Source organism: Thermogemmatispora onikobensis, from assembly GCF_001748285.1.
Lineage (GTDB): Bacteria > Chloroflexota > Ktedonobacteria > Ktedonobacterales > Ktedonobacteraceae > Thermogemmatispora > Thermogemmatispora onikobensis.
Map to the genome: position 1 here is coordinate 1 of NZ_BDGT01000064.1, position 21,840 is coordinate 21,840.

Below are 21,840 nucleotides of genomic sequence, written 5' to 3' on the forward strand. Positions count from 1 at the left end.
GATAAAATCCTGGAAGAGAACAAGGGGCCGCTCGATGAGGAACGGGTCATCCGCTGGATGACCAAGGTCTGCGAGGCGCTCAGCTACATTCACTCGCGCAATCCACCGATCATTTTGCGCGACCTCAAGCCGGGCAACATCATGATTACGCCGGAGGGCGACGTTCAGCTGATCGACTTTGGGATCGCACGCCGCTTCAATCCCAATAAGCGCACCAACACTGAGAACCTGGGCACCATTTCCTATGCCTCGCCTGAGCATCTTGGCTCAATCACCGCTCCGGGCCAGAAGCGCTCACCTCAAAACCCCGGTCGCCTGGTGCAAACCGACGCCCGCTCGGACATCTATTCGCTTGGGGCCACGATGTATCACTTGCTGACCAACCAGGAGCCGGAGCCGATGCAGACGCCGGCCCCGGGCAGCATCCGGGCCAAGAATCCGAAGCTGCGCACGATCCAGGTGGACGGGCGCATCATCTGCCCGATCGAACAGGTCATTATCAAAGCCATGCAGCAGGACCCGGCCCATCGTTTCCAGAGCGCCGAGGCCATGCGAGTAGCCTTGCAGCAGTGCCTGCCGGGCCAGGCAGCGCCTGCGACCATTCAGATTCCGGCGATCTCGCCCAAGGCGACCATTGTGGTACCGGCCACACGTGGACAGGCTCCCGTCCCGGGGGGGTCACCCTCTCAAGCGCCCCAGGGACCCGGGCCAGTTTGTCCTCGCTGTGGTCTCCAGAACCGTCCCGGGGCCAAATTCTGCAAGCGCGATGGTCAGCCCCTCTTCCAGGGGGCAGCAGCGGTTCCACCCAACGTACGCATGCAGGCCCAGGCCTACGCCTCACTGCCAGCAGGTGTTGTGCGCCAACCTATTCGCGCCCGCCCTATCTCTGTCGGTGCCCCGGTCAGCAACGACCCTCTGGCCTTCTATCGGCGCGGTTTGCAAGATCTCAACAACCGGCGCTACCTCGAGGCCATCGAGGAATTCAAGCAAGCGCTGGCCCTCGGGCGCCCTACCTACGACGTGCTCTATAGCCTGGCTCGAGCGTATCGCCAATATGGCCAATCCCTGCGCGATAAGGATGAGAAACTTTTCCACGAAAATATGACCCATGCCGCCGAGCACTTCGCCCAGGCGGCCAATACCCGGCAGAACGCCCTGGATGCCTACTTCCAGCTCGGCCTCTGCTATCTCGACCTGGGCCTTTACTCCAAGGCCGAGGCCGCTTTCAAAGAGGCGCAGCGCATCGCCCCCCAGGATGCCGCCATCTATTACCAGCTGGGGCAAGTGGCAATGAAACAGGGTTACCAGCGCGAGGCCGAGGGCTACCTGCTCGAAGGGCTGAAGATCAATCCCGATCACGCCCTCATTCTGCTCACCCTGGGCCGCCTTTACAGCGAAACGCGCCAGTACAACTCGGCGATCCGCGTCCTCCAGGAGGCCACACGCTGCGACCCCTCTCATGGAGATGGCTGGTACGAGCTGGGTCGCGCCCACATGCGCGCCAATCAGTGGAATCAGGCCCTCAGCGCCCTGGAACAGGCACGGCAACGTGATCCCGAGCGAGCCGAGATCTACAGCGCCATGGCCACGTGCTATCTAAAAATGCGCAAAAAGGTGGAGGCCAGACAAATGCTCCGCGAAGCCCTGCAGCGCGATCCCAATAACGCTGAGGCTCTGCGCCTGCAAAAGCAGCTGTGATGGGTCCGACCGATGGCACTCGATGGTCTCGCCAGCCATAATAAGGAATTGAATCGTCGCCAGCCACTCCTGAAGCCGAACACCAGAAGAAGAAGAAGAAGAAGAGAGGACCGAATCCGTCTCAGAGAGCGAGGAGAGCAGGTATGATCTGTCCAGTTTGCAGCACGCCCAATCGGGACGATGCGAAATTCTGCAAAAGCTGTGGGCGCTCGCTTCCGCGGGAAGCCCCCGCCAGCGAAAGTTCCGCCGTCTCCGAGCAGTCAATCCGACAATCCCAGGAAGCGGAGCGCACCGCCGCCAGCCAGGGGCCGGAAGACCCAAGCCTGGCCCCGACACTGATCCTGACACCCGAGCGCATGATGGCCTATCATAGCCAGCGCTGGCAGCGCGAGCTAGAGGAGGCCGAGCGCCAGCAGAAGCAGCAACAGCCAGCCAGCAGTGGATCAGCACAAGAGGCCAGGGACGTCGCCGACCTGCCAACCATCTTGCTGGCTCCGGGAACTGGCGAGACACAGACCGAGGCTCGCGGAGGCCCAGGCCCAGGCAGCGCTGCTACCAGTGAGCAGCCTGCCGTTACTAGAGCGGCCCCTTCCAGCGAGAGTGGCAGCCAGACAAAGCCAGGCAGCGGCGAACTGAGAGGTGCCTCCGCGGCTCCCCCCCCAGAGAGTGAGCAAGCCGCAGACACCCCCGTCAGCAGCGCCGTCGACCGCCCGGCGGAGTCGGCAGAACCAGAAGCGACAGAAGATGAATTACAAGAAGGGACAAGAACCGCGGTGGAAGAGCTATCATCAGCAGATCAACCTGCTCAGCCAGAGGCCAGCGACCAGACCTCTACAGCCAGTGCTGGGCCTGTTACTCCGAGCCAGCCAGTAGAGGATGCGAGTACCGAAGCAGCGGCAGCAGCGAGCAGCGGGCCACTAGAGAGCGGTACCCTCCTGGGTGGGCGCTACCTGATTAACCAGCTCGTTCGAGAAGAGGAACACGAGCGCATCTATCAGGTCACCGACCAGCAGGGCTACCAGCACTGTTGGAACTGCGGCAGCCAGGAGAATGCCGAAGGAGATGAGTTCTGCATCAACTGCGGCGCCGAATTGCTGGGTATGTCCTACCTTCTGCACGAATTCAGCGACGAGCAGGCCAGCCCCGAGATCCAGGTCACTGGCGGCCACGTTGTGAACACCTTCATCGAAGGAGGGCGCACCTACGCCGTAGAACAGCCGCAGGCCGAACGCGATCCCTTCCCCGAGGGCGTCCATCTGATCGCAGCGGCCCTCTCCGACGCCGGCATCGTCCGCCGCGATGAGCCGAACGAGGACAGCACCCTCCTGCTCCTCCTGGAGCGCTCTCACGAATCCATCTCCCAGCCAGTAGGCCTCTTCATTGTCGCCGACGGCATGGGAGGGCACGCCAGCGGCCAGCTTGCCAGTCGCGTCGCCATCAATACCATCGCCGAGCGCATCGCACGCGACCTGCTGGTAGCCCCCCTGAGCGCCGAAAAGGAGAGCCAGCAAGCACCGGCGCCAGCTGAGGAAGAGCAGCTCGTGCTTCTGCTGCAGGAAGCCGTCGAGGAGGCCAACAGCCGCCTCAGCCAGATCAACCAGCAGAACAAGACCGATATGGGTTGCACCCTGACCGGTTTTATGATTGTGGGGCGCCACTCGTATATCGTTAATGTGGGCGACAGTCGTACCTACATGGTCCGTGGCGGTCAGCTTTATCAGCGGACGACCGATCACTCGCTCGTGGGGCAGCTTGTGGCAGGCGGCCTGATCCAGCCAGACGAAGTCTACACCCATCCGCAGCGCAGCCAGATCTTCCGTAGCCTGGGCGATCGCCCCAACGTGCAGATCGATCTCTTCAAGCAAGAGCTTTACCCGGGCGACATCCTGCTGAGCTGCTCAGACGGGCTATGGGAGATGGTACGCGACCCACAGATCGAGAGCATTCTCAACGCAGCCCCGGACCCACAGACAGCCTGTGCCCAGTTGATAGAGGCAGCCAATGCAAATGGGGGAGAAGACAACATCAGCGCTGTTGTGGTCTTTGTACGTTGAACACTATGATATACTGAAGGCTGCCACCAATGAAAGGAGCTGATAGACTATGCCTGGTGAGGTAGTGCTGGCGTATCAGCTGGGGAAGGACTACATGCCGGTCACCGGTGGGAGCCAGCTCGCCTATGTCCTGCTGGAGGCCAAGCCCACCGAGATGATGGCCCAGGTCCGCCTCCCCCTGAATTTTGCCCTGGTGCTGGACCACTCTGGTTCCATGAAAGGGGCCAAGCTGCACAATGTCAAAGAGGCGGTCAAGATGGTCATCGATCACCTGGAGCCGACCGACTACGTCTCTGTCATTGTCTTCGACGACACAGCCCAGGTCATCATCCCCTCGATGCCGGCCCAGGACAAGGTGGGCATGAAGGCGGCCATCGACCGCATTCGCGACGGTGGTGGTACCACCATGTCGCTGGGCATGATCCAGGGCCTCAACGAACTGCGACGCTACAGCTTCCCCAACACCGTCAACCGCATGATTCTCCTGACGGATGGGGTCACTTACGGTGACTCGGATCGCTGTCGCCAGCTTGCCCGCGAAGCAGCAGCTGCGGGGATCGCCATCTATCCGCTGGGCATCGGGCAGGATTGGGATGAGAACCTGCTGGACGACATTGGCCAGCTGAGTGGGGGGATGCCAGCGGAATTCATCAGGAATCCCGCCGATGCCATGAGCATCTTCCAGCAGCAGGTTCAGAGCGCCGTTGCAGTGGCCGTGCGCAACGCCGTCATCACCCTGCGCCTGCCAACAGGGGTCACCCCGAAAAAGGCCGTCAAAGTCTTGCCCATCATCAGCGATCTTGGCCAGTCCGTCCTCTCGGATCGCCAGGTGGTGATTCCCCTGGGCGACCTGGAGAAGGAGACGCCCCAGGCCGTGCTGGTCGAACTGCTCATCGACCCACGCCCGGCGGGCCTCTTCCGCATTGCCCAGGCCGAATTGTCCTATGATGTGCCCATCGCCAATCTGGTGGGCGAGCGCATTCGTGAAGATATTAAAGTCACCTTTACAGCTGATCCCAACCAGGCGGCCCAGGTGAACGCACGAGTCATGAACTTCGCCGAGAAGGCTAACGCCCAGCGCCTGGTGACGCGCATCCTTGATGAGTATAAGCGCACAGGCAAGGTGACAACACGCCTGGCACCCAACGTGACGCGCATCCTTGATGAAGAGACACAAGCAGCACTTGAGCAGATCAGCAAAGGACAGCAGATTTCTCAGGAACAGGTTAAAACGATTGGCAATAAGACGAGAAAGTTAACGCAGCGCCTGGACGACATCCTGCCCTGACAGTACGCAACAGAGCAGAAAGAGGAGCACAGCACGGGAGGATTCACTCAAGGTGTTGGACGTCCGTGCCACCGACGCGCGCGGAGGTGAGAAGGCGTGCTTCAGGGGTAACATCGGATTAGAGGAGGAGAGTAGAATTATGCCAGTATATTGTTCCTTGGGTCATGAGAACCCGGATGGTTCGGCCTTTTGCGACGAATGCGGCGAGCCGTTGAATGCGGCAGCCCCGGCGGCGGCGCCGGCGGCTCCAGCTCCGGCAGCGCCCGTTGCTCCGAGTGGAGCCGCACAGCCAGGCATGCAAACCTGCCCCTCATGTGGCGCGCAGAATCCCCAGGGCGAGGCTTTCTGTTCGAATTGCGGGGTAAGCCTGCTGGGAGCGCCGGCGGCGGTGAGCGCACCGGGTGTGGCGCCAGCCGCTCCCGTGGCGACGCCAGCGCCAGCGCCAGCGTCCCCCGCCCCGACCCCTGCTCCTGCAGCGGCAGGCTCTAGCCTGCAGGCCCGACTGATCGTTGAGGCGGACAACCAGGAGTTCGACATTAGCGGGAAGGACAACATCCTGATTGGCCGCGAGGACGCGGTCAGCAACATCTTCCCCGACATCGACCTCACCCCTCATGGGGGCGAAGAGGGCGGGGTCTCGCGCATGCACGCACGCATCTTCATCCAGAACGGCCAGTACATGATCGAGGATGAGAATAGCACCAACTACACCTTCCTGAATCGGCAGCGCCTGGCTCCCAAGACGCCAACGCCGCTGCACGATAATGACGAGATCAAGCTGGGCCGCGTGTTGCTGCGCTTTAAAACCTCATAAGCCAGAGGGGAAAGAAGAGGAGAAGCGGGGAGGCGACAACTGCCAGCAGGGCACAGGCAGTCAGGCCTCCCCCTGTCATTGACAGCCAGGATCGCTACCCGCTATAATCTACAAGACATCCTTTAGTGGAGGAGAACGAGGGGTTTATGAAACGCACCTGGCAACCGAAGCGTATCCCCCGCAAGAGGGAACACGGCTTTTTGAAACGCATGGCGACGCGCGCCGGTCGGCGAGTGCTCAAGGCCCGCCGCCTGAAGGGTCGCTGGCGCTTGACAGTCTAGCGCCCCCCGCAGGCGGGCCTCACCCGGCCCGACGGCGTCGACTCGCCGCCTGCGGTAGCTCCTTTTCTGGGGTGTCTCTCAAGGCGCTCTCTCTCACCTGTTGGTGAAGATGATAGATCACAAGCTAGCAAGACGGTGGCATTAAGAAGCGAGCTGCGCCTGCGCAAAAGCCGCGATTTTCAGCGGATCAGGCAGCAGGGAAGGAGTGTTGCCTCCAGGTTGTTGGTCCTCGCCTGGGCACCGACGGAGAGCGATCAAGTTCGTGTCGGCTTTGTGGTCAGCCGACGCATCTTCAAGCTGGCCACGCAGCGCAATCGCCTGAAGCGCTTGCTCAGTGAGGCCATTCGACCTTGCCTGTCCCGGCTGCGTGGCGTGGACCTTGTCTTGATTCCCAGGCGCGAAGCGCTTGAGGCTGATCTTCAGACGTTGAAGGCCGAGCTGCAGGTTTTGTTACGCCGAGCGCGATTGCTGCTGGCCAACAAGGCGTCTGGGCGGCAGCGCCCGGCAAGGGAGTGTCCATAAAGGTCGATTAGCCGTGAAGTACGTTGCTCTGTTTTTGATTCGTGTCTACCAGCGCACCTTTTCCGTCATACTGCCCCCCTCGTGCCGCTTCGTTCCTTCGTGCTCACAGTACGGGTACGAGGCAATCCAGCGCTTCGGGCTGATTCGTGGGGGCTGGCTGACGGTGAAACGCCTGGCACGCTGTCACCCGTTCTATCATGGAGATCTCTATGACCCAGTTCCTGAGCGCCTGGGCCAGTAGGCAAGATCGAGGAAGGCAGGAGAAATCCCGTGGGGATCAGTGATTTTATCAACGTCGTCTTTACGCAGCCCATCTTCAACGTTTTGATGCTGCTGTACCACCTCTTTGGCGATTTCGGCCTGTCGATCATCGTCCTAACGCTCATCATCCGCCTGATTCTTTTCCCGCTGACGCTGCAGCAGCTGAAATCAGCCAAGGCGATGCAGGAGCTGCAGCCAGAGATCACCCGCATCCGCGAGCGTTTCCGCGACGATCCACGCGCCCAGCTCGAGGCCACGCAGGAGCTATACAAACGCTACAACATCAATCCCTACTCGGGCTGCCTGCCATTGCTCCTGCAGCTGCCGGTGCTCTACGGACTTTACTTTGCCTTCCGAGCGGTCATCGACGATGCTTCATTGAAGGGAAATCAGGGGTTGGAGCGGCTCAATGGCTTTATCTATCCCTTCTTACCAAAGTTCAGCCATTTCCCCAACGTCAACCTCGACTGGTTCACCTTCATTAACCCAGCCTGGCACCTGTCGCTGGCCCTGCCTGACCCGACCCATATTCTGCCCATCCTGGCCGCCCTGGCAACCTTTGTCCAGCTCTACCTGACTCAGTCCCGCAACAACAATCGCTCTCTGGCTGCAACGACTTCCTCCGGCACCTCTACCCCTGATGCTCTGGCCGCTCAGCAGCAGACGATGAAGATCATGACCTGGCTGATGCCTCTGATCACCCTCTTCTTCGCCTGGAGCTTCCCCGCTGGCCTGGCCCTCTACTGGGCCGTCGGCTCCATCATTATGGCAGTCCAGTACTACCTGGTCACAGGCCCAGCCAGCCCTTTCTCCCCTTCCCGCAAAGAGGAGGAGAAACAAAATGAGCAACTGATGCAGACCCGCGTTCTCAAAGAGACAATCGAGTCAGAGGAGGCGCAAGCGGCATTCCCGGATGAGCGCCCCTGGCGCAATGGTACGAGCGCTTCGCGCCGCCATCTGCGCAGCACTTCAGCCCGTCGACGCGGCGTTGTACGAAGGAGAAATCCCACTCCCAGCTAGGAGGAGCGAGCGTCGGTCAGAGTGCCTTGAGCTGGGCCGGGCTGGATCGCGGCGGATGGGCTGATGAATCAGGTTCGCCGACCTACCCTAGCGATGAGAGTAGCAGAGTAGGTGAGCAGGCCTTGCCAGCCAGCCCTCCGCTGGCTGCCGCGATCGCCGCCAAGGCCGGTTCGGTTGGTCTGCCTTACCCAGGTCGAACCACTGCCCCCGGCTGGCAACCAACTGACCGATTCTCTCATGCTCTCGCTTCTCGTTCTGCCCTGCATTGTGTGATACCTTCAAGGGAGGCAAGTAAGCAGTGGAAAGCATTGAGGCCAGTGGTAAAAGCGTTGAAGAAGCTGTCCAGCAGGCTCTGCTCCGTTTGGGCAAGCGCCGAGATGAGGTCGAGGTGACAATCCTTCAAGAGCCTTCACGCGGCGCCTTCGGGCTGGGCAGTCGCGAGGCACGGGTCCGGGTGACGATTCGCCCCAGCCGTGGTGCGGTGATTACCCCTGAGATGGCTGATGCCATTCTAAGCCAGGTCGAAGCAGAGGAAGAAGAAGAGGAGGAGGAGGAGGAGGATTTCTTCGCCAACGCCGCTCATAGAGCCTATGACAGTCAGGAGGAGTTCGTCGATTTCTCAGAGGAAGAGGAGGAGGAGGAGGAGCAGTACAGCGAGGAGCCTCTGGCCTTCCCCCAGGAAGCACAGCCGACGGCTCGCCCGCAGCCGCTGCCTGGGGAGCAGTACACCTCTATGGCTCCCTCCCCTGCTACCTCTGCCTCTGCTGGTGTTGCATCTGCTTCGGTCTCTGGTGCTCCCTCCCCCACCGAGACCCCCACTGGCTCACCCGCCACTCAGGAGCCAGTGCAGCCTACACGCGAGGATATCGAGCTGACTGTCGATGTGCTCCAGCATATCTTGCGCTATATGAATATCCGCGCTTCGGTCCAGGTACGTTCAACCGACCCGCTCACCCTCAATATCCAGGGCATCCATGAGAACCTTGGCCTGCTGATCGGTCGCCGCGGCGAAACACTCTCTGCCCTCCAGCTTCTGGTGAACCTCATCGTCAGCCATCGCACGAAACGCCGCATGCGCATCATCATCGATGCCGAGAACTACCGCCAACGCCGCGAGGAAAATCTACGCTCGCTGGCCCTGCGCGTGGCTCAGCAAGTGCGCAACTATCGTCGCTCGATCGCTCTGGAGGCAATGCCACCCCATGAGCGGCGCATCGTGCACCTGGCGCTGGCCGATAGTCAAGATATCAGTACAGAGAGCATCGGCGAGGGCGATGCTCGCCGCGTGGTGATCTCGCTGAAGCGCCCCGGGCGCTCCTAGGTCAAGCCTGCCCTCGACTGGCCAGCCTGGCTGACTGGCTGGCTGGCTCTGTCCCCACGCCTGCAGGAGGGGGCTATTGGCTCGCCAACACGCCGCTTGCCTGTCTTCCGCATGAGGAGACGCGGCGATCAGCAGCATAGCTTGCCCCAGGTGCAGGCGGGCGGATACAGGTAGTCAAACTGCGCTCTGCAGCCCTGCGCACGCCAGAGGGGAGGTGTCCGTTTTATGCCCGCGACCATCCTTCAGCCCGCTCGCGCTGAGCCACCTGCTTTTCTGAGCATTGGCCATATTACTCGGGATGTGCTTCCCGATGGCTCGTTGGCCCTCGGCGGTACTGTGACCTTCGCTACTTTGACTGTTGAGCGCCTCGGCCTGCCCGCAGCACTGGTGACCTGCGCCGCTGCCGATCTCTGCCAGCAGCTTCCTGCGCTGCTGCCCGGGATCGGCCTGGCCGCCCGCCTTGCGACGACGACGACGACTTTTGAAAATCGCTATCAGGATGGGTTCCGTATCCAGTATTTGCGCGCGCGCAGCGAGCCTTTGGAGATTGAGGATATTCCTCTCTCCTGGCGCGCAGCCCCGATCGTGCTGTTGGCTCCCCTGACCCAGGAGCTGGCACCTGAGATGGTGGCTCTCTTTCCACGCGGCGAGGGCCGCATCCTGGCGGCAACCCCCCAGGGCTGGCTGCGGCGCTGGGATGCCGATGGTAGAGTCTGGCCCACTCCCTGGGAGGCCGCCGAGCAGGTCCTGCCTCATCTGGATGCCCTGATCTTGAGCCATGATGATCTGCTGCCCTTTGCCAATGGCAGCCGGGCGGAGGCTGAGGCCATCCTGCGCCGCTGGAGTCAGCTGGTACCCTTGCTGGTGGCAACGGCAGGCCGCGAGGGGGCTACGCTCTTTCGCAACGGACAGGCTCAGCATTTCCCGGCCTATGCCGCACGCGAGGTCGATCCAACTGGGGCCGGCGATGTCTTCGCGGCTGCATTTCTCGTGCAGCTGGCCCGCTCCGGCGATCCTGCCACTGCGGTCGATTTCGCCAATTGCGTGGCCTCGTTCTCGGTGGAGGCCGTGGGCACGAGCGCTATCCCCGGCCCGACTCAGGTCGAGCAGCGTCTGGCTCAGCGCCGACGTTCGGGTGCTGGCTGATTCTGCTGTACATTGGCACTTCGCACGTGGTAGAATGAAGAGATCGTTTCTCATTTGGGAGGATTTCGCGGGCGCCGATAAGGCTAAGCGCTACGATGGAGCAAGCATCACTCTTTCCAGATCCAGCATCCAGCCAGAAGGGCACGCCGTCGCGCGCCACGGCTGACGCCGGCGAAAAGGGGATCGCTGAGCCGCTGGCCTCTCGCCTGCGTCCCCGAACGCTTGATGAGTTTGTGGGCCAGGAACATCTGCTTGGAGAGGGGCGCTTGCTGCGGCGTTGCCTGGAGGAGGACCGCGTCCCGTCGCTGATCCTGTGGGGGCCGCCCGGTAGCGGCAAGACGACGCTGGCCAGCCTGATCGCCCGGCGGACCCGCGCTCACTTTGTGACCCTCAGCGCCGTTGCCGCAGGAGTGGCCGATCTACGCCGCGTCACCGAGGAGGCACGCAGGCTACGCCAGCTGCGGGGACAGCGCACTATCCTCTTTATCGACGAGATTCACCGCTTGAATAAAGCTCAGCAGGACGCCGTTTTGCCTTCCGTCGAGCAGGGCCTGCTGACTTTGATCGGGGCGACAACCGAGAATCCTTCCTTCGAGGTCAATGCCGCTCTGCTCTCGCGTTGCCGCGTCTTTACCTTGAACCCCCTCAGCGACGAGGCCATTCTCCAGCTTCTGAGAAGAGCTTTGCAGGATGAGGAGCGGGGCCTGGGTCGCTCTCATCTGGAGAGCGACGACGAGGCGCTGCGGCAGATCGCACGTTTCGCTAATGGCGACGCGCGCACGGCACTCAATGTTTTGGAGCTGGCCGCCGCCGGCGCCGGAGCAACGAAGGGACGGATCACCGTGGAAACGGTGTCCGAGGCTCAGCAACGACGGGCCTTGCTCTACGATAAAGGCGGCGACCAACATTACGATACGATCTCGGCTCTGCATAAGGCCATCCGCGGCTCTGACCCCGATGCTAGCCTCTACTGGCTGGCGCGGATGCTCGAGGCAGGCGAGGACCCGCTCTTTATCGCTCGCCGCCTGATCCGCATCGCTACGGAAGATGTGGGCCTGGCCGATCCTTTGGCTCTGCCTCTGTGCGTGGCAGCCCAGCAGGCGGTCCAGTTCGTGGGCCTGCCCGAGGCCGATCTGGCCCTGGCGGAGGCCGTGGTCTACCTGGCCAGCGCCCCCAAAAGTAACGCCCTCTATGTGGCCTACGGACGCGCGCGCGATGATGTACACCAGCAGCGCCAGGAGGCCGTCCCTCTCTCTCTGCGCAACGCTCCCACTACGCTGATGAAACAGCTGGGCTATGGCCAGGAGTATAAGTATGCCCACGATTATTATCGCCAGCTTGAGGAGGAGAGCGACGACCCTTCTCGACCACCAGCTGTGCAGCTGCAGGAGTACTTGCCAGCCAATCTGCAGGGAAGACGCTACTACGAGCCTGGCCTCCAGGGCAATGAGGCAGGCATCAGACGCTGGCTGGAGCGACGCCGCACTTCTTGCGCTCAGGATGACCAGGCGGCGCCCGCCACTTCCTCTGATACCTGCAGTGAGAGTTCTTCGTCCATTACTGGAGAGAGCCATTCTTCATGCTGATACAGATATCATCAAAAAGCAGGTAACTACCGTTTTCTTTTCAAAACACGTCTGCATTAAATTGATATACATCTATCCTTGACAACCTGGCAGGTCATCCGACATAATTACTGAGGCTTGCAATTTGTGCGTCTGGTGCTTTCGTCGAGCAACGTGCATTGACATTGTGCGCAGCGCCCAGGAAAAACTGATCGAGAAAGGGAGAGCTAATGTCTGGAGAAGAGAGGCAGCAATATACAGCAGCAAGGCGATCCGCCCGGCTCAGAAGAGACGAAACGCCCCTCCCTACCACGCAGACACGCCGTGGCTATGTACCACCAGATCCGCTCGATTATCTCGCAGAAGACGATCCAGATGCATCGCGACCGCCGCGGCCCGGTAGCAGTGCTATTCGGCTCAACGATCCTCGTCTCACGGGGACGCAGCGAGCCATGAGTCCGCAGTCGACCACGCGCCAGATGCCGGTGCCCTACACTTACCGACGCAGTGCCCAGCAGCCAGTGACAACGACGGCCAGCCCGGCCATTACGGCGCGCATGCGAGCCACACCCGCGCCAGCGTCACCAGCGTCACCAGCGGCACAGAAAGCCCCATACAAAAGTCCCCTCACGGAGCGAGAGAAAGAGACTAGTCGGCGCATTCACTGGTTACTCTTTATCGGCGTTGGCATGCTTGTCATGCTCGCTCTCTGGGTTCTCACTTCCTGGCTGATCTCTTGGGGGACTCAGCGCCTGGATGACATCCGCTATGGCAACCCACGCACCTATCAGACCGACGCTGTTGTTGGTCATGGGGGGGACAGTCCTCAGCATCCGAGCCACTTTATCGCCATCAATCTCCACGGCCACATCATTGTCGTTGAGCTGATGGCAGGCGATCCGGCCAAAGCCATCACCTACGGCGGCCCCTATCTCTACGGCACCAATTCGAATGTCGATCAGATTCCCCCGATCCTGGAGTTTAAGGATGTCAACGGCGACAGCAAGCCTGACATGATCATCCACCTCGGCGATCAGAACATCGTCTTCATCAACACGGGGACAAAGTTCAGGCCATCTGATGCCAATGACAAGATCCATCTCTGAGCAGGGGAAGAGTGACCGCGTAACCGTCACTTTTCTCCGCCAGGAAGCTCAGAGGAGAGAGCCAGGGCTTTCTCTCCCTCCCTAAGCCGGGCAGGGTAGCACCGTCACGGTCGATTGCGGGCTGCAACCAGGGAAACGGCTGAGATAGGATCTGCGCAACAGCCAGAGGTATTGCTCTGAGCGAGCATGAAGGCGACCGCTGGCGCAGTGCGCTCTTACTCTTTTTTTGGCTCATCTTTTCATCTTCTCCTCCTGCCGCTCCCTCAGAGGGGCTGACAGACGAGCGCAGGCAGGGGCCGCCGTCAAACCCCTGGCTCCTTTGGTGGCCTGAAGATGCGGCGATAGCCTTCTTCTACGACCTCGGCAGGGAAGACGCGCAAAAGGGAGACCAGAACAAGCACCAGCGTCAGCCAGTCGAAGCCAGCATCAAGAGGCACCCCCAGGACAGCTCCGACCACAGGGAGCAGCGTACTGCTTACCAGCTCACCAAAGGCATCGGGGAAGAGTAGCAGCACGAGCAAGGCGCCACAACCGCTCACAAAGAGGACCTTCCGCCCAATTCCGACCTGTTTATGACGCAGGAGGTAGGCAATCAAGCGAACGGTCTTGAAGACATGAAAGAGAAGATCAAGGCGCCTCGGCCACAGCCGCCGCGGGCGCGTACCGGGCACAAGCAGTTCTCTCGACATAGCATTCCCTCCATTACTTAATACGCAGCAGGCGCGACCGGGGTTTTCTTGCCGAGAGACCAGGAGATGAGAGGAGAGAGGGCCTGGCGCTGGGGGCAGTGCCAGGCCGCCAGGTTGCTTGCTACCCTGCCGGTAACCCACTGAGACCACGCCCAGCCTGTCCAGCCTCAGCTCCAGACCCAGATAGCTGGCTGGCTGAGAGGGGAAGAGAGCTGCCCATCCTGCTGCCTGGGGCTGAGGTAAGGAGGCAGGGAGTCAGGTCATCCTTATCATCCTTAATGGAACAGCGTGGGGATCACCAGCGAGGCAGCGTATTCTAAGTGCCAGATGACCAGGCCGGCGGTGACCAGGGCGAGCAGGATATGGAAGATGCGCCAGTAGCGAATGACGTAGCGATAGAATTGCTCACGCCTCATGGCATGTTCGACCGCCTGCAAGGCCGCCATCTGCTCCTGGGCCCCAGGTAGCAAGGCCCCGGGACGACTCAGGGGACTTTTGCGATCGGGTACCAGGCGATAGCTCTGTTCATAGCGGTTCAGCTCCTGGGGCGTCTCTTCCAGGGTCAGATAGGCCAGGTCCCAGGGACCATGCAGGGTACGCCCGCGCCCAGGGCTTCCTGCGCGCTCTGGGGCCGCCGAGACAGCGGGTGGGGCCGAGGCCGATGATGGGGTCAGGCCACGCACGCGCTGGGTATTATGTTCGACGATGGCCTGTAGCTGTTGTGAAATGGCCTCGATGCGATCCTCTCCTTCCTGAGTCAGGGCCTTGCTGGCCTCCTTCGCAATCAGGCGTGGCATGATCCGATCGAGGCTGCGCCCGATGATGCCGCTGATGACTAAGGCAATCAGACCGTAGAGCGCGTAGGTGCCGGAGCGCGGGTTAAAATTGCCAAAGGAGTGGTAGAAGATCAGAGCCAGGCCAGTCAGCCCAAAGAACATATGCCAACCCAAGGCCGAGCGCAGCCCGCCAATCACCTTTTTGCTCTTCCGCGAGCGGCGATGCAAGCTGTAGAGGAGACCAGCCAGCAGGAGGAAGGCTGTGCCCAGGACGGCGTAGATCAGGCCGACAAGACTATCAGGGGTCGGATCGCTCCCGTTGCGACTGTACCAGACACAGAAGACCAGTCCTGCCACGGCGATGAACAGCCCGAGCGCTATGCGCAGCAGATTGCGTGGCTTGAGATAGACGAAAAAGAGTGGATAGCCTCGCGTGCCAGCCCACTCCCGATCGGAAGCATAATCATAGGGCGAGGAAGAACGCAAAGCCGGCATAAGTTCAATCCTCCTCTCCAGAACGGTACAAACGGATCTTCAGCCACATCATCATGGCATCACGGTGGAGACCAACCGGACAGGGAGGCACACAAGCACTACACTGATAGCACGAGCGGGCAAAACGCGCAACCGGAGCCGAGATCGGGCCGCCAAAGGTCTCACGATTGAGGACATCGATCGTCAGGGGCTCATCAAGAGCCGGGCAAGCAAGCAGGCATTCGTTGCAGCCAATGCAGGCTTCAAGTTCTTGTTGAACCTGAGAGGCGGTTTTATGTAAAAGGACAGGATTACGCACTTAACGTCCTCCCTCCCGTTGCTGATTGTAGGATCGGACTTGCTGCCTCTGGGCCGGAGTCTGGCGAGGAAAGGCGGGCAGGGCAGGATCGCTATAAGCCCACAGATTGCGTCGTCCTCCGCGCTCCTGACCTGGACGCGCTGGCAGGCTGCCAGAGTTCAAACGTGTCCCTGTCTGTCCCTGCTCCTGCTCCGGCAGGGCGGGTAGGGTGCCAGTGAAGGGACTGATCTCCTCTTCTTCGTGGACAATAGGATAGCGAGAAGCAGCATTCCCGGCAGGAGCGGGGACCGGAGCACGCTGGGGGGCGGGGGCGACCACTGGCCCGGTAGAGAGTGGAGGTAGTTGCTCAGTTGTTGGCAGGCGAGGCTCAAGCTGAGGAGCTTCAGCAGCCGGAGCAAGACTGCGAGTGGCGGGAGCGGGTTCGGGTGTGGTCTGAGTGGTCGTTTGCACAGTCGGGGGCTTTATGCTGGCCAGACGCCCGCTGGTGACCAGATCCTGAGCGGTGTAGGTGCGCCGGCGCGTCAAATATTGGCGGGCGTCGAATTCGCCTTTCAAGAGGCCCTTCAAAATATCGCGTACGGGCAGCTCTTCATCGATAATGCGCTTGATCGCCAGGCTGTCGGGCTGCATAGGGCCGAGCGCGAGGTAGCCGATGAGGCGTTCGCCCTGCAGTAAGAGGCGACGATAGCCGCCGCGGCTAGTATCGGTGAGCACATAGGCCCCTGGGGGCGACTGCAGCGGATTGCCCACGTAGAGCATCGACAGGTCGCCCAGATGGGTCGCGTGCCAGGGGACGCCAAACGGGCGCACGGCTTCACGATGGCCAGTCATCATGGCGCCGGCCATGCGACCCTGCTCCACAGCGGCATACCACTGAGCGCGCGGTTCATACTGGCCGGTGAGCGGATTCTTCAGGGCCGCCACATCGCCAGCCACGTAAATATCGCGCACGCTACTGCGCAGGTGGTCATCGACAAGGATGCCGTTCTCATGCTTGAGGGGCAGATCGCAGTGTTTGGCCAGCGTCGTCACCGGCTTTGTGCCAGTGCAGGCCACGACCAGCTGGCAGGGGATAAACTGCTGATGGTTGGTCACTACGCCGATCACGCTACCTACGCGGCCCACGATGCCCACCACTTCGGTCGAGGTATAGACGGCTGCTCCAGCCTGCCTGATGCCCTCTAGCACCATCTCTGAAGCAGTCTCGTCCAGCATGCGCGGTAGCAGGACCGGGCTGCGGATCAACCAGTGGACATGGATGCCCCAGTGCAGCAGACCCATGACTGTTTCACAGGCATGGGCGCCGCCCCCGATCACAACGGCCTCCTCGATCTCGGGCAGGCGTCGCCGCAGATCGAGGTAATCCTGCAGACGGTGCAGCGTCAGCACGCCATCAAAGTCGCGCCCGGGCAGCTGAGGAGGCAATGCCGTCGGCGTGCTGCCAGTCGCCACGAGCAGCGTGCCGTAGCCAAAGGCGCTGCCGTTGGCCAGGACCACAGACTTGCTCTGGGCATTGATCTTTTCGACCCGCGCGTGGATCAGGTGGATACGCTCTTGTCGCTCTGTACCGGGGGGATAGGCCAGAAGCTGCTCGCGGGTCAGTTTGCCGACGGCGAACTGCTTGAGCGCGGGCGTATTGATCGTGGGATGGTTCTGATCGCTGATAATGGCAATCCGGGCATCAGGCTCAAAGCTCCGGGCCTGGATGGCCGCGGTCAGCCCGGCGATACCATTGCCGACAATCACAATATCGGCCCGATCAATACTGGGCTGCTCAGCCCCTTTGAACAGGGGGGCCCGATGACCTGCATGATCCTGTCTCATAGCTCCTCTATCTGTACTCACCCATCACCTGAGTTGATCACCTGAGTGTGGCCAGCTTCCCGCCTTCCTGCAGCGCTGGCCAGGTCCTCGCCTTTGCCCAGCCCCGGCCCCAGCGACGAGGCCCTGCGTCCGCTCCATCGATGTATCAGCCAACCAGGCTGAAAGCCCATACTGTTGCTCGCCCCGCCTGCCTCTTGCTTCGTTCTTCATTCGCTTGCCTCCTTGCCTTGCATCTGCTGCCACTTCAGATCAGGTGTCTGACGCTGAGCGGTCAGGTATCGCTAGATGACTCTGGCTTCGATCGAGACGGGTATGAGCGCCAGTGAGCGAACTACGACAGCTAGTCTACTTGAAAGGCCACTGGCGGCTTACCTGTGGTTTGCGGATAGTAGTAGACGTCGGTATGCGCTTTCTCCCGCAGGTGCCGCTCCATATGCTGCAATGCCAGACGACAACGCTCGACGCAGAGAAAGCGCAGGCGTTGCCCACTGGCGGTCTGGAGCACGAAGCTCATATCGGCCTGCTGAATCGCCACAATTTTGCCATCGGCATGCTCCACACCTGGCCCTTGGGTGACGGTTGGGTTGAACAGGGCGAGCGGGCTGATGCAGGCCAGCGATAAGATAGCAACCAGAAGCAGGACAAATATGACAGCTGTGCTACGCGGAGAAATCATAATCGCTAGCCCGGAAATTCATATCCATACATAGGAGTATTTTATATCAAGGTATTCCGCAGGGTACGGTACCGCCGTGAAACTAGCCAGAATGTCTTAGCGTAGCGCGACTCGCATCCCGAAGAGCAGCCACGTAGGGCAAGAGCAGGAGGGACAGGCGTCCCCGGGGCGAATAGCTTTGGCGAGTTTGTAGGTACAGCGCTGCATGGAGCGACTCCTTTCTCTTCTCTCAGGCTGGGTCGAGGGAATCCAGGGGTGTCTCGGGGGAATGCGAGGAGGCAGCAAAGGGAACCCAACGCCCCTGCTCTGAGCGCACCGCGATGATGTGGTCATAGGCCACCCTTTCGACATGCCCCTCATAGCCTTTGGTGGTGACGGTGACGCGGGCATAGCGGTAGCGGTCACTGGCCAGGTCTACCACCCCTTCCCAATAGGGCTTGCGTGTCCCCTCAACGCTATAGCGGATGCGCTTCCCCGTGAGCGCGCGTGACATGGTGACCTCCCCTTGCTGTGCTCTGTTGTGCTGTGTTAGTTAGTGACGGTAATAGCCTGCTGCCAGCCCTGGCCAGCCAGTGTGACCACATAGGGGCGCTGCTTCCCCAGGGTCATGGGAAACCACTGGCGCAGAATCTTGGGATCACGTCGCAGGTGGCTGACCACATGGGGCGTTGGGAGCAGGTGAAATGACCGGTCCTGCAGCACACTGACGGTAATGCGGAGAGGAGCGCCTGGCTCAGACCGTGAGGCTGGCCCTGGCTCAGGCTCTGGCCCTGGCTGTGGGCGCATCTGAAGCAAGCGGGTTCGTTTCATCAGAGCCTTCCTATGAACAATTATTCTCAGAATAGTAATTACCATAAGAAATTCCAAATTTCAATTCGGATAGCTTAGTTGGAATTCTTATGCTAAGCTAGGCCCGGCCTATACCCCCAATGGAAGCATCCTGACCCGCATGATCAGACTGAAGGTCAAAGAGATTCTTGAAGCACAGGGAAAAACACAGTCCTGGCTGGCGCGCAAGAGCCAGGTGCCTGACGCGCTTGTACGCCGGATGATACGAGAGCCGACCTCGTATCACCCGACGTTGCCAACGTTGGTGAGCATCGCGAAAGCGCTGCGTGTGCGCATTGAGGACCTCTACGAAGAGCTTCCTGACGAAGACGAGGACCATCGCCCAACCTAGCCAGCCAGCCGCTCGCTCTGCGATCCTACATGACCAACCTGCTCCACAACCCTCTTGACAATTCTGAGAAGTGTGCTATACAATGAGCACAGCATTCCGGGTGCAGAGCACAGCATCTTGTAGAGTGCTCAATTGGCCACTCAAGCGGGCCGAGACGCCAGGGTAGCTCAGTTGGTAGAGCACAGCACTGAAAATGCTGTCAGGTACCGCTAGCGCGACACAACGCTGATGGCAGCGCTGTGGAAGTGACAGGCACTGGCATCCTTCCAATCTGGAGGTGTATGCTGGTGTCTCACCCTCAACGACAACGACGCTCTATCTTCACTCAAGGGCGTGTCCAACGCCGTTCCTCAACGACACCACAATCGCCGTTGCTCTCCGATGCCTATGCAGCCTTTGAGCACCACCTGCAACTGAAACCGCCCTCGACGCAGCAATCGTATCGTGACAAACTTCGCCACTTTCTTGCGCACTGTGAAGCGGCACATATCCGCTACTTACACGAGATTACGCCGGAGTGCTACACAGACTTCCTGCTCAGCCATCAGACTCGCGTGAAGCCTGCCACACTCGCTGGCTACAACCGGGTTGCCAAGCTGTTCTTGCGCTTCTGCCAGCGCCGCTTTGGCGGCGTGCCACCAGAGACTCTCGATGTCGACAACCCTCGTGAGCCAGCGTATCAAGCACCGGTGTTCACTCCGAATGAAATCCGAGCGCTGTTCCGTGCTGCTGAGGCACAGGAGCACTATTTCAGATTGCGGGATCGTGCCATTCTTGCCGTCTTGCTAGATAGCGGTATCCGCGCGCAAGAACTGGTGTCCTTGAGGTTGTGCGACTTCATTCGTGAGCCGGTGCCACACCTCGTGATCGTCAACGGCAAGGGTGGCAAGGGGCGTGCCACCGGGTTGGGGAAGCGAGCAACAGAGTACTTGACCGACTACATCCGCAACTACCGCATTGGCGGTCAGCCAGAAGAGCCAATCTTTCTTGGCCGATGGGGGCCGTTGACACGAAATGGGCTAAACCAGGTGCTCTATCGCCTCGAAGAAGATGCAGGTATCCCACAACGCGGCGCACATGCGTTCAGACATACCAGCGCTGCATTCGGCTACGCTGCAGGCATGTCGGTGGCCGACTTACAAGCCAAGCTCGGACATGCGCATGCCTCGACAACCAGTCATTACACGCGACAGTTCCAGGTGTATCGGCCTTGCGATACACCGACCGTTGTCGACGCGCTGCTTGAGTTTGGGGAGCGCTCTGGGTCACCCGTATCGCTGAAGTATCATCGAATTGCAGGGTAAGATGTCCTGCAGGAATGCCCGAATTTCGCGCTGAGAAGGCCGAGAAATGGCCTTGATAGCTCGGGATTACTACGGGGTAATCTCTGCTCGTCAAGGCGGTTTCTTGACCGCTACAGCGCGAAATTTTTATGGCCTCCACATTTCGCATTAGTCGGGCAAATACGAAATTCAGCGTCTTGCAGGGCTGGCTGCGTGACGGTGGTGGGAGCGTGTGCAGCCTCAGCATAGCCCTGGCATCTACCGATCCCTCTCTCTGTCTGTCTGTAGGTTTCTTTCTTTGAGAGACCTATAGATAGGGGTACCCTTTATTAGTTTGTTTCTTTGGTTATTGGTTAGTGACTAATGGCTATTAGTATTAATATTATTAATATCTAACTATCTATCTCTAACTAAGAGAGAGATAAAAGGGGAGGGCAGCATTCTGCTGCCCTCCCCACTGTAAGACAGAGTAGTAGTATAGTGGTAGTATCATGGTATCATACCCATCCATTACAGTACAGTGATCATACTCGAATTCCATTTGTACGAACAACTAGACAATATAACCAATGGCATCCAATCCATCACACACCAGCCAATAACCAGCGCAGTGCAGCGGCGGTATCTCCCCGCTGCTACTGCTGTTGCTGTGCTCTGCTGTTACCGTCTCGATTCTTTGTGAAATATACCCCCACTGGTATACTTGTCCAGACAAGTGTACAGGTTGGTGATAGCTCCCTATCCATTCCACTCCCTCAGCGCTCGTCAACCCGATCCGATCCGACCCCTTCATGGGTGCATGCCAGGTGTGTTTGTTGGGTCAACGTTCCATTCGATTGACGTACCGATACGTAGCCAATACGTTACCGATTCGTAAAGGTGTGTGTGTCGTTGTTACATGGCGTTGTCAAAATGGCTCATACGTGTGTAAAACCTCCCTGTTATCCCTGAATAAATCCGCAAAAACCGAGAGATATTTTGAGAGACGACTACCGCGCCCAGGTCAGCGCACAGCGAGCGCTGGCGCAAAGCGAGCATCCTCACCCACCCCACAGCACACACACAACCGCGCTGGCGCTCAGAACTGCGGCGGTATCCAACGCCCCTGCTCTGAGCGCACCGCGATGATGTGGTCATAGGCCACCCATTCGACATGTCCCTCATAGCCTTTGGTGGTGACGGTGACCCGGGCATAGCGGTAGCGGTCACTGGCCAGCTCTACCACCCCTTCCCAATAGGGCTTGCGTGTCCCGTCAACGCTATAGCGGATGCGCTTCCCCGTGAGCGCGCCTGACATGGTGACCTCCCCTTGCTGTCAGCGCCGACATTGTATGAGCAGCGCTAGAGACGTATGACCACGTCCCGACACACTGCCAGCCCTGTGGGGGTGCATAGTGATATCGACGGAAGACGACGCGGAATGCGTCCAGGTGAAATATGCGGTGCATCGTCATGGGATCTAGCGCCAGGCGAAGCATGCAACGTGTCGGTGGCAGCACGATCCGTCTCTTGCCTGAGACGATCTCTAGCGTGTAGCGTTCTA

22 protein-coding genes are annotated in these 21,840 nt (G+C 60.0%); 14 read left to right on the forward strand and 8 right to left on the reverse strand.

Annotated features, from left to right (window positions below; translation table 11 throughout):
• From BGC09_RS19680 to BGC09_RS19735, 12 genes are all read left to right on the forward strand, one after another.
• On the forward strand, window positions 1-1,698 hold a 1,698-nt coding region (locus BGC09_RS19680; protein WP_141727870.1), incomplete at its 5' end, for a tetratricopeptide repeat protein.
• A 143-nt stretch (window positions 1,699-1,841) separates the two neighbouring features.
• Window positions 1,842-3,752, forward strand: a complete 1,911-nt coding sequence (locus tag BGC09_RS19685) for a zinc-ribbon domain-containing protein (protein WP_069805925.1) — start codon at window positions 1,842-1,844, stop codon at window positions 3,750-3,752.
• Between the two features lie 49 nt (window positions 3,753-3,801).
• Window positions 3,802-5,040: a vWA domain-containing protein gene (locus BGC09_RS19690; RefSeq protein WP_069805926.1), complete on the forward strand. Its 1,239-nt coding sequence runs from the start codon at window positions 3,802-3,804 to the stop codon at window positions 5,038-5,040.
• A gap of 139 nt (window positions 5,041-5,179) precedes the next feature.
• A complete protein-coding gene (locus BGC09_RS19695) occupies window positions 5,180-5,854 on the forward strand; it encodes a double zinc ribbon and FHA domain-containing protein (protein ID WP_069805927.1) in 675 nt (224 codons plus the stop codon).
• Between the two features lie 146 nt (window positions 5,855-6,000).
• Window positions 6,001-6,135 (forward strand): 50S ribosomal protein L34, encoded by a 135-nt coding sequence (gene rpmH, locus BGC09_RS19700; protein WP_069805928.1) that lies wholly within the window; start codon window positions 6,001-6,003, stop codon window positions 6,133-6,135.
• 135 nt (window positions 6,136-6,270) lie between these two features.
• Entirely contained in the window at window positions 6,271-6,657 is a 387-nt protein-coding gene (gene rnpA / locus BGC09_RS19705) for a ribonuclease P protein component (RefSeq protein ID WP_069805929.1), read from the forward strand.
• Window positions 6,658-6,670: 13 nt separating this feature from the next.
• Window positions 6,671-6,898 carry a membrane protein insertion efficiency factor YidD gene (gene yidD / locus BGC09_RS19710; protein ID WP_069805930.1) on the forward strand — a complete coding sequence of 76 codons (228 nt, stop codon included), beginning with the start codon at window positions 6,671-6,673 and terminating at the stop codon, window positions 6,896-6,898.
• Between the two features lie 29 nt (window positions 6,899-6,927).
• Window positions 6,928-7,938, forward strand: coding sequence for a YidC/Oxa1 family membrane protein insertase (locus BGC09_RS19715; protein WP_069805931.1), 1,011 nt, complete (start codon window positions 6,928-6,930; stop codon window positions 7,936-7,938).
• Window positions 7,939-8,236: 298 nt separating this feature from the next.
• Window positions 8,237-9,259, forward strand: a complete 1,023-nt coding sequence (gene jag, locus BGC09_RS19720) for an RNA-binding cell elongation regulator Jag/EloR (protein WP_069805932.1) — start codon at window positions 8,237-8,239, stop codon at window positions 9,257-9,259.
• Window positions 9,260-9,484: 225 nt separating this feature from the next.
• Window positions 9,485-10,405, forward strand: coding sequence for a PfkB family carbohydrate kinase (locus tag BGC09_RS19725; RefSeq protein ID WP_069805933.1), 921 nt, complete (start codon window positions 9,485-9,487; stop codon window positions 10,403-10,405).
• A 95-nt stretch (window positions 10,406-10,500) separates the two neighbouring features.
• Window positions 10,501-11,991, forward strand: a complete 1,491-nt coding sequence (locus BGC09_RS19730; RefSeq protein ID WP_069805934.1) for a replication-associated recombination protein A — start codon at window positions 10,501-10,503, stop codon at window positions 11,989-11,991.
• 209 nt (window positions 11,992-12,200) lie between these two features.
• On the forward strand, window positions 12,201-13,076 hold the full coding sequence (locus BGC09_RS19735; protein WP_141727871.1) for a hypothetical protein: 876 nt from the start codon (window positions 12,201-12,203) through the stop codon (window positions 13,074-13,076).
• A gap of 302 nt (window positions 13,077-13,378) precedes the next feature.
• On the opposite strand, the gene BGC09_RS19740 is transcribed toward BGC09_RS19735, so the two are convergent.
• The 7 genes from BGC09_RS19740 to BGC09_RS19775 all read right to left on the reverse strand — a co-directional run bounded on the left by BGC09_RS19740 (window position 13,379) and on the right by BGC09_RS19775 (window position 18,644).
• Window positions 13,379-13,765, reverse strand: coding sequence for a hypothetical protein (locus tag BGC09_RS19740; RefSeq protein ID WP_069805936.1), 387 nt, complete (start codon window positions 13,763-13,765; stop codon window positions 13,379-13,381).
• Between the two features lie 275 nt (window positions 13,766-14,040).
• On the reverse strand, window positions 14,041-15,036 hold the full coding sequence (locus tag BGC09_RS19745) for a hypothetical protein (protein WP_069805937.1): 996 nt from the start codon (window positions 15,034-15,036) through the stop codon (window positions 14,041-14,043).
• 4 nt (window positions 15,037-15,040) lie between these two features.
• Window positions 15,041-15,334 (reverse strand): 4Fe-4S dicluster domain-containing protein, encoded by a 294-nt coding sequence (locus tag BGC09_RS19750; protein WP_069805938.1) that lies wholly within the window; start codon window positions 15,332-15,334, stop codon window positions 15,041-15,043.
• Window positions 15,335-17,158 carry an NAD(P)/FAD-dependent oxidoreductase gene (locus BGC09_RS19755; RefSeq protein WP_069805939.1) on the reverse strand — a complete coding sequence of 608 codons (1,824 nt, stop codon included), beginning with the start codon at window positions 17,156-17,158 and terminating at the stop codon, window positions 15,335-15,337. It abuts the gene before it with no gap.
• A 340-nt stretch (window positions 17,159-17,498) separates the two neighbouring features.
• Window positions 17,499-17,834: a hypothetical protein gene (locus BGC09_RS19765; protein ID WP_069805941.1), complete on the reverse strand. Its 336-nt coding sequence runs from the start codon at window positions 17,832-17,834 to the stop codon at window positions 17,499-17,501.
• A 229-nt stretch (window positions 17,835-18,063) separates the two neighbouring features.
• On the reverse strand, window positions 18,064-18,327 hold the full coding sequence (locus BGC09_RS19770; RefSeq protein ID WP_069805942.1) for a hypothetical protein: 264 nt from the start codon (window positions 18,325-18,327) through the stop codon (window positions 18,064-18,066).
• 35 nt (window positions 18,328-18,362) lie between these two features.
• Window positions 18,363-18,644, reverse strand: coding sequence for a hypothetical protein (locus BGC09_RS19775; RefSeq protein WP_069805943.1), 282 nt, complete (start codon window positions 18,642-18,644; stop codon window positions 18,363-18,365).
• A gap of 139 nt (window positions 18,645-18,783) precedes the next feature.
• Here BGC09_RS19775 and BGC09_RS19780 point away from each other — a divergent pair, with 139 nt between their 5' ends.
• Together BGC09_RS19780 and BGC09_RS19785 are read left to right on the forward strand one after the other, a co-directional pair.
• Entirely contained in the window at window positions 18,784-19,014 is a 231-nt protein-coding gene (locus BGC09_RS19780; RefSeq protein WP_052891141.1) for a helix-turn-helix domain-containing protein, read from the forward strand.
• 281 nt (window positions 19,015-19,295) lie between these two features.
• Window positions 19,296-20,318 carry a tyrosine-type recombinase/integrase gene (locus BGC09_RS19785; protein WP_084659148.1) on the forward strand — a complete coding sequence of 341 codons (1,023 nt, stop codon included), beginning with the start codon at window positions 19,296-19,298 and terminating at the stop codon, window positions 20,316-20,318.
• A 1,057-nt stretch (window positions 20,319-21,375) separates the two neighbouring features.
• On the opposite strand, the gene BGC09_RS19790 is transcribed toward BGC09_RS19785, so the two are convergent.
• On the reverse strand, window positions 21,376-21,594 hold the full coding sequence (locus BGC09_RS19790) for a hypothetical protein (RefSeq protein WP_069805945.1): 219 nt from the start codon (window positions 21,592-21,594) through the stop codon (window positions 21,376-21,378).
• Window positions 21,595-21,840 lie beyond the last annotated feature (246 nt).

Bases quoted from the DNA above. Each gene is read 5' to 3' on its own strand.
- BGC09_RS19685 (WP_069805925.1), top strand. From the start codon at position 1,842: ATGATCTGTCCAGTTTGCAGCACGCCCAATCGGGACGATGCGAAATTC.
- BGC09_RS19690 (WP_069805926.1), top strand. From the start codon at position 3,802: ATGCCTGGTGAGGTAGTGCTGGCGTATCAGCTGGGGAAGGACTACATG.
- BGC09_RS19695 (WP_069805927.1), top strand. From the start codon at position 5,180: ATGCCAGTATATTGTTCCTTGGGTCATGAGAACCCGGATGGTTCGGCC.
- rpmH (WP_069805928.1), top strand. From the start codon at position 6,001: ATGAAACGCACCTGGCAACCGAAGCGTATCCCCCGCAAGAGGGAACAC.
- BGC09_RS19725 (WP_069805933.1), top strand. From the start codon at position 9,485: ATGCCCGCGACCATCCTTCAGCCCGCTCGCGCTGAGCCACCTGCTTTT.
- BGC09_RS19730 (WP_069805934.1), top strand. From the start codon at position 10,501: ATGGAGCAAGCATCACTCTTTCCAGATCCAGCATCCAGCCAGAAGGGC.
- BGC09_RS19735 (WP_141727871.1), top strand. From the start codon at position 12,201: ATGTCTGGAGAAGAGAGGCAGCAATATACAGCAGCAAGGCGATCCGCC.
- BGC09_RS19740 (WP_069805936.1), bottom strand. From the start codon at position 13,765: ATGTCGAGAGAACTGCTTGTGCCCGGTACGCGCCCGCGGCGGCTGTGG.
- BGC09_RS19745 (WP_069805937.1), bottom strand. From the start codon at position 15,036: ATGCCGGCTTTGCGTTCTTCCTCGCCCTATGATTATGCTTCCGATCGG.
- BGC09_RS19755 (WP_069805939.1), bottom strand. From the start codon at position 17,158: ATGAGACAGGATCATGCAGGTCATCGGGCCCCCCTGTTCAAAGGGGCT.
- BGC09_RS19765 (WP_069805941.1), bottom strand. From the start codon at position 17,834: ATGATTTCTCCGCGTAGCACAGCTGTCATATTTGTCCTGCTTCTGGTT.
- BGC09_RS19770 (WP_069805942.1), bottom strand. From the start codon at position 18,327: ATGTCACGCGCGCTCACGGGGAAGCGCATCCGCTATAGCGTTGAGGGG.
- BGC09_RS19775 (WP_069805943.1), bottom strand. From the start codon at position 18,644: ATGAAACGAACCCGCTTGCTTCAGATGCGCCCACAGCCAGGGCCAGAG.
- BGC09_RS19780 (WP_052891141.1), top strand. From the start codon at position 18,784: ATGATCAGACTGAAGGTCAAAGAGATTCTTGAAGCACAGGGAAAAACA.
- BGC09_RS19785 (WP_084659148.1), top strand. From the start codon at position 19,296: ATGCTGGTGTCTCACCCTCAACGACAACGACGCTCTATCTTCACTCAA.
- BGC09_RS19790 (WP_069805945.1), bottom strand. From the start codon at position 21,594: ATGTCAGGCGCGCTCACGGGGAAGCGCATCCGCTATAGCGTTGACGGG.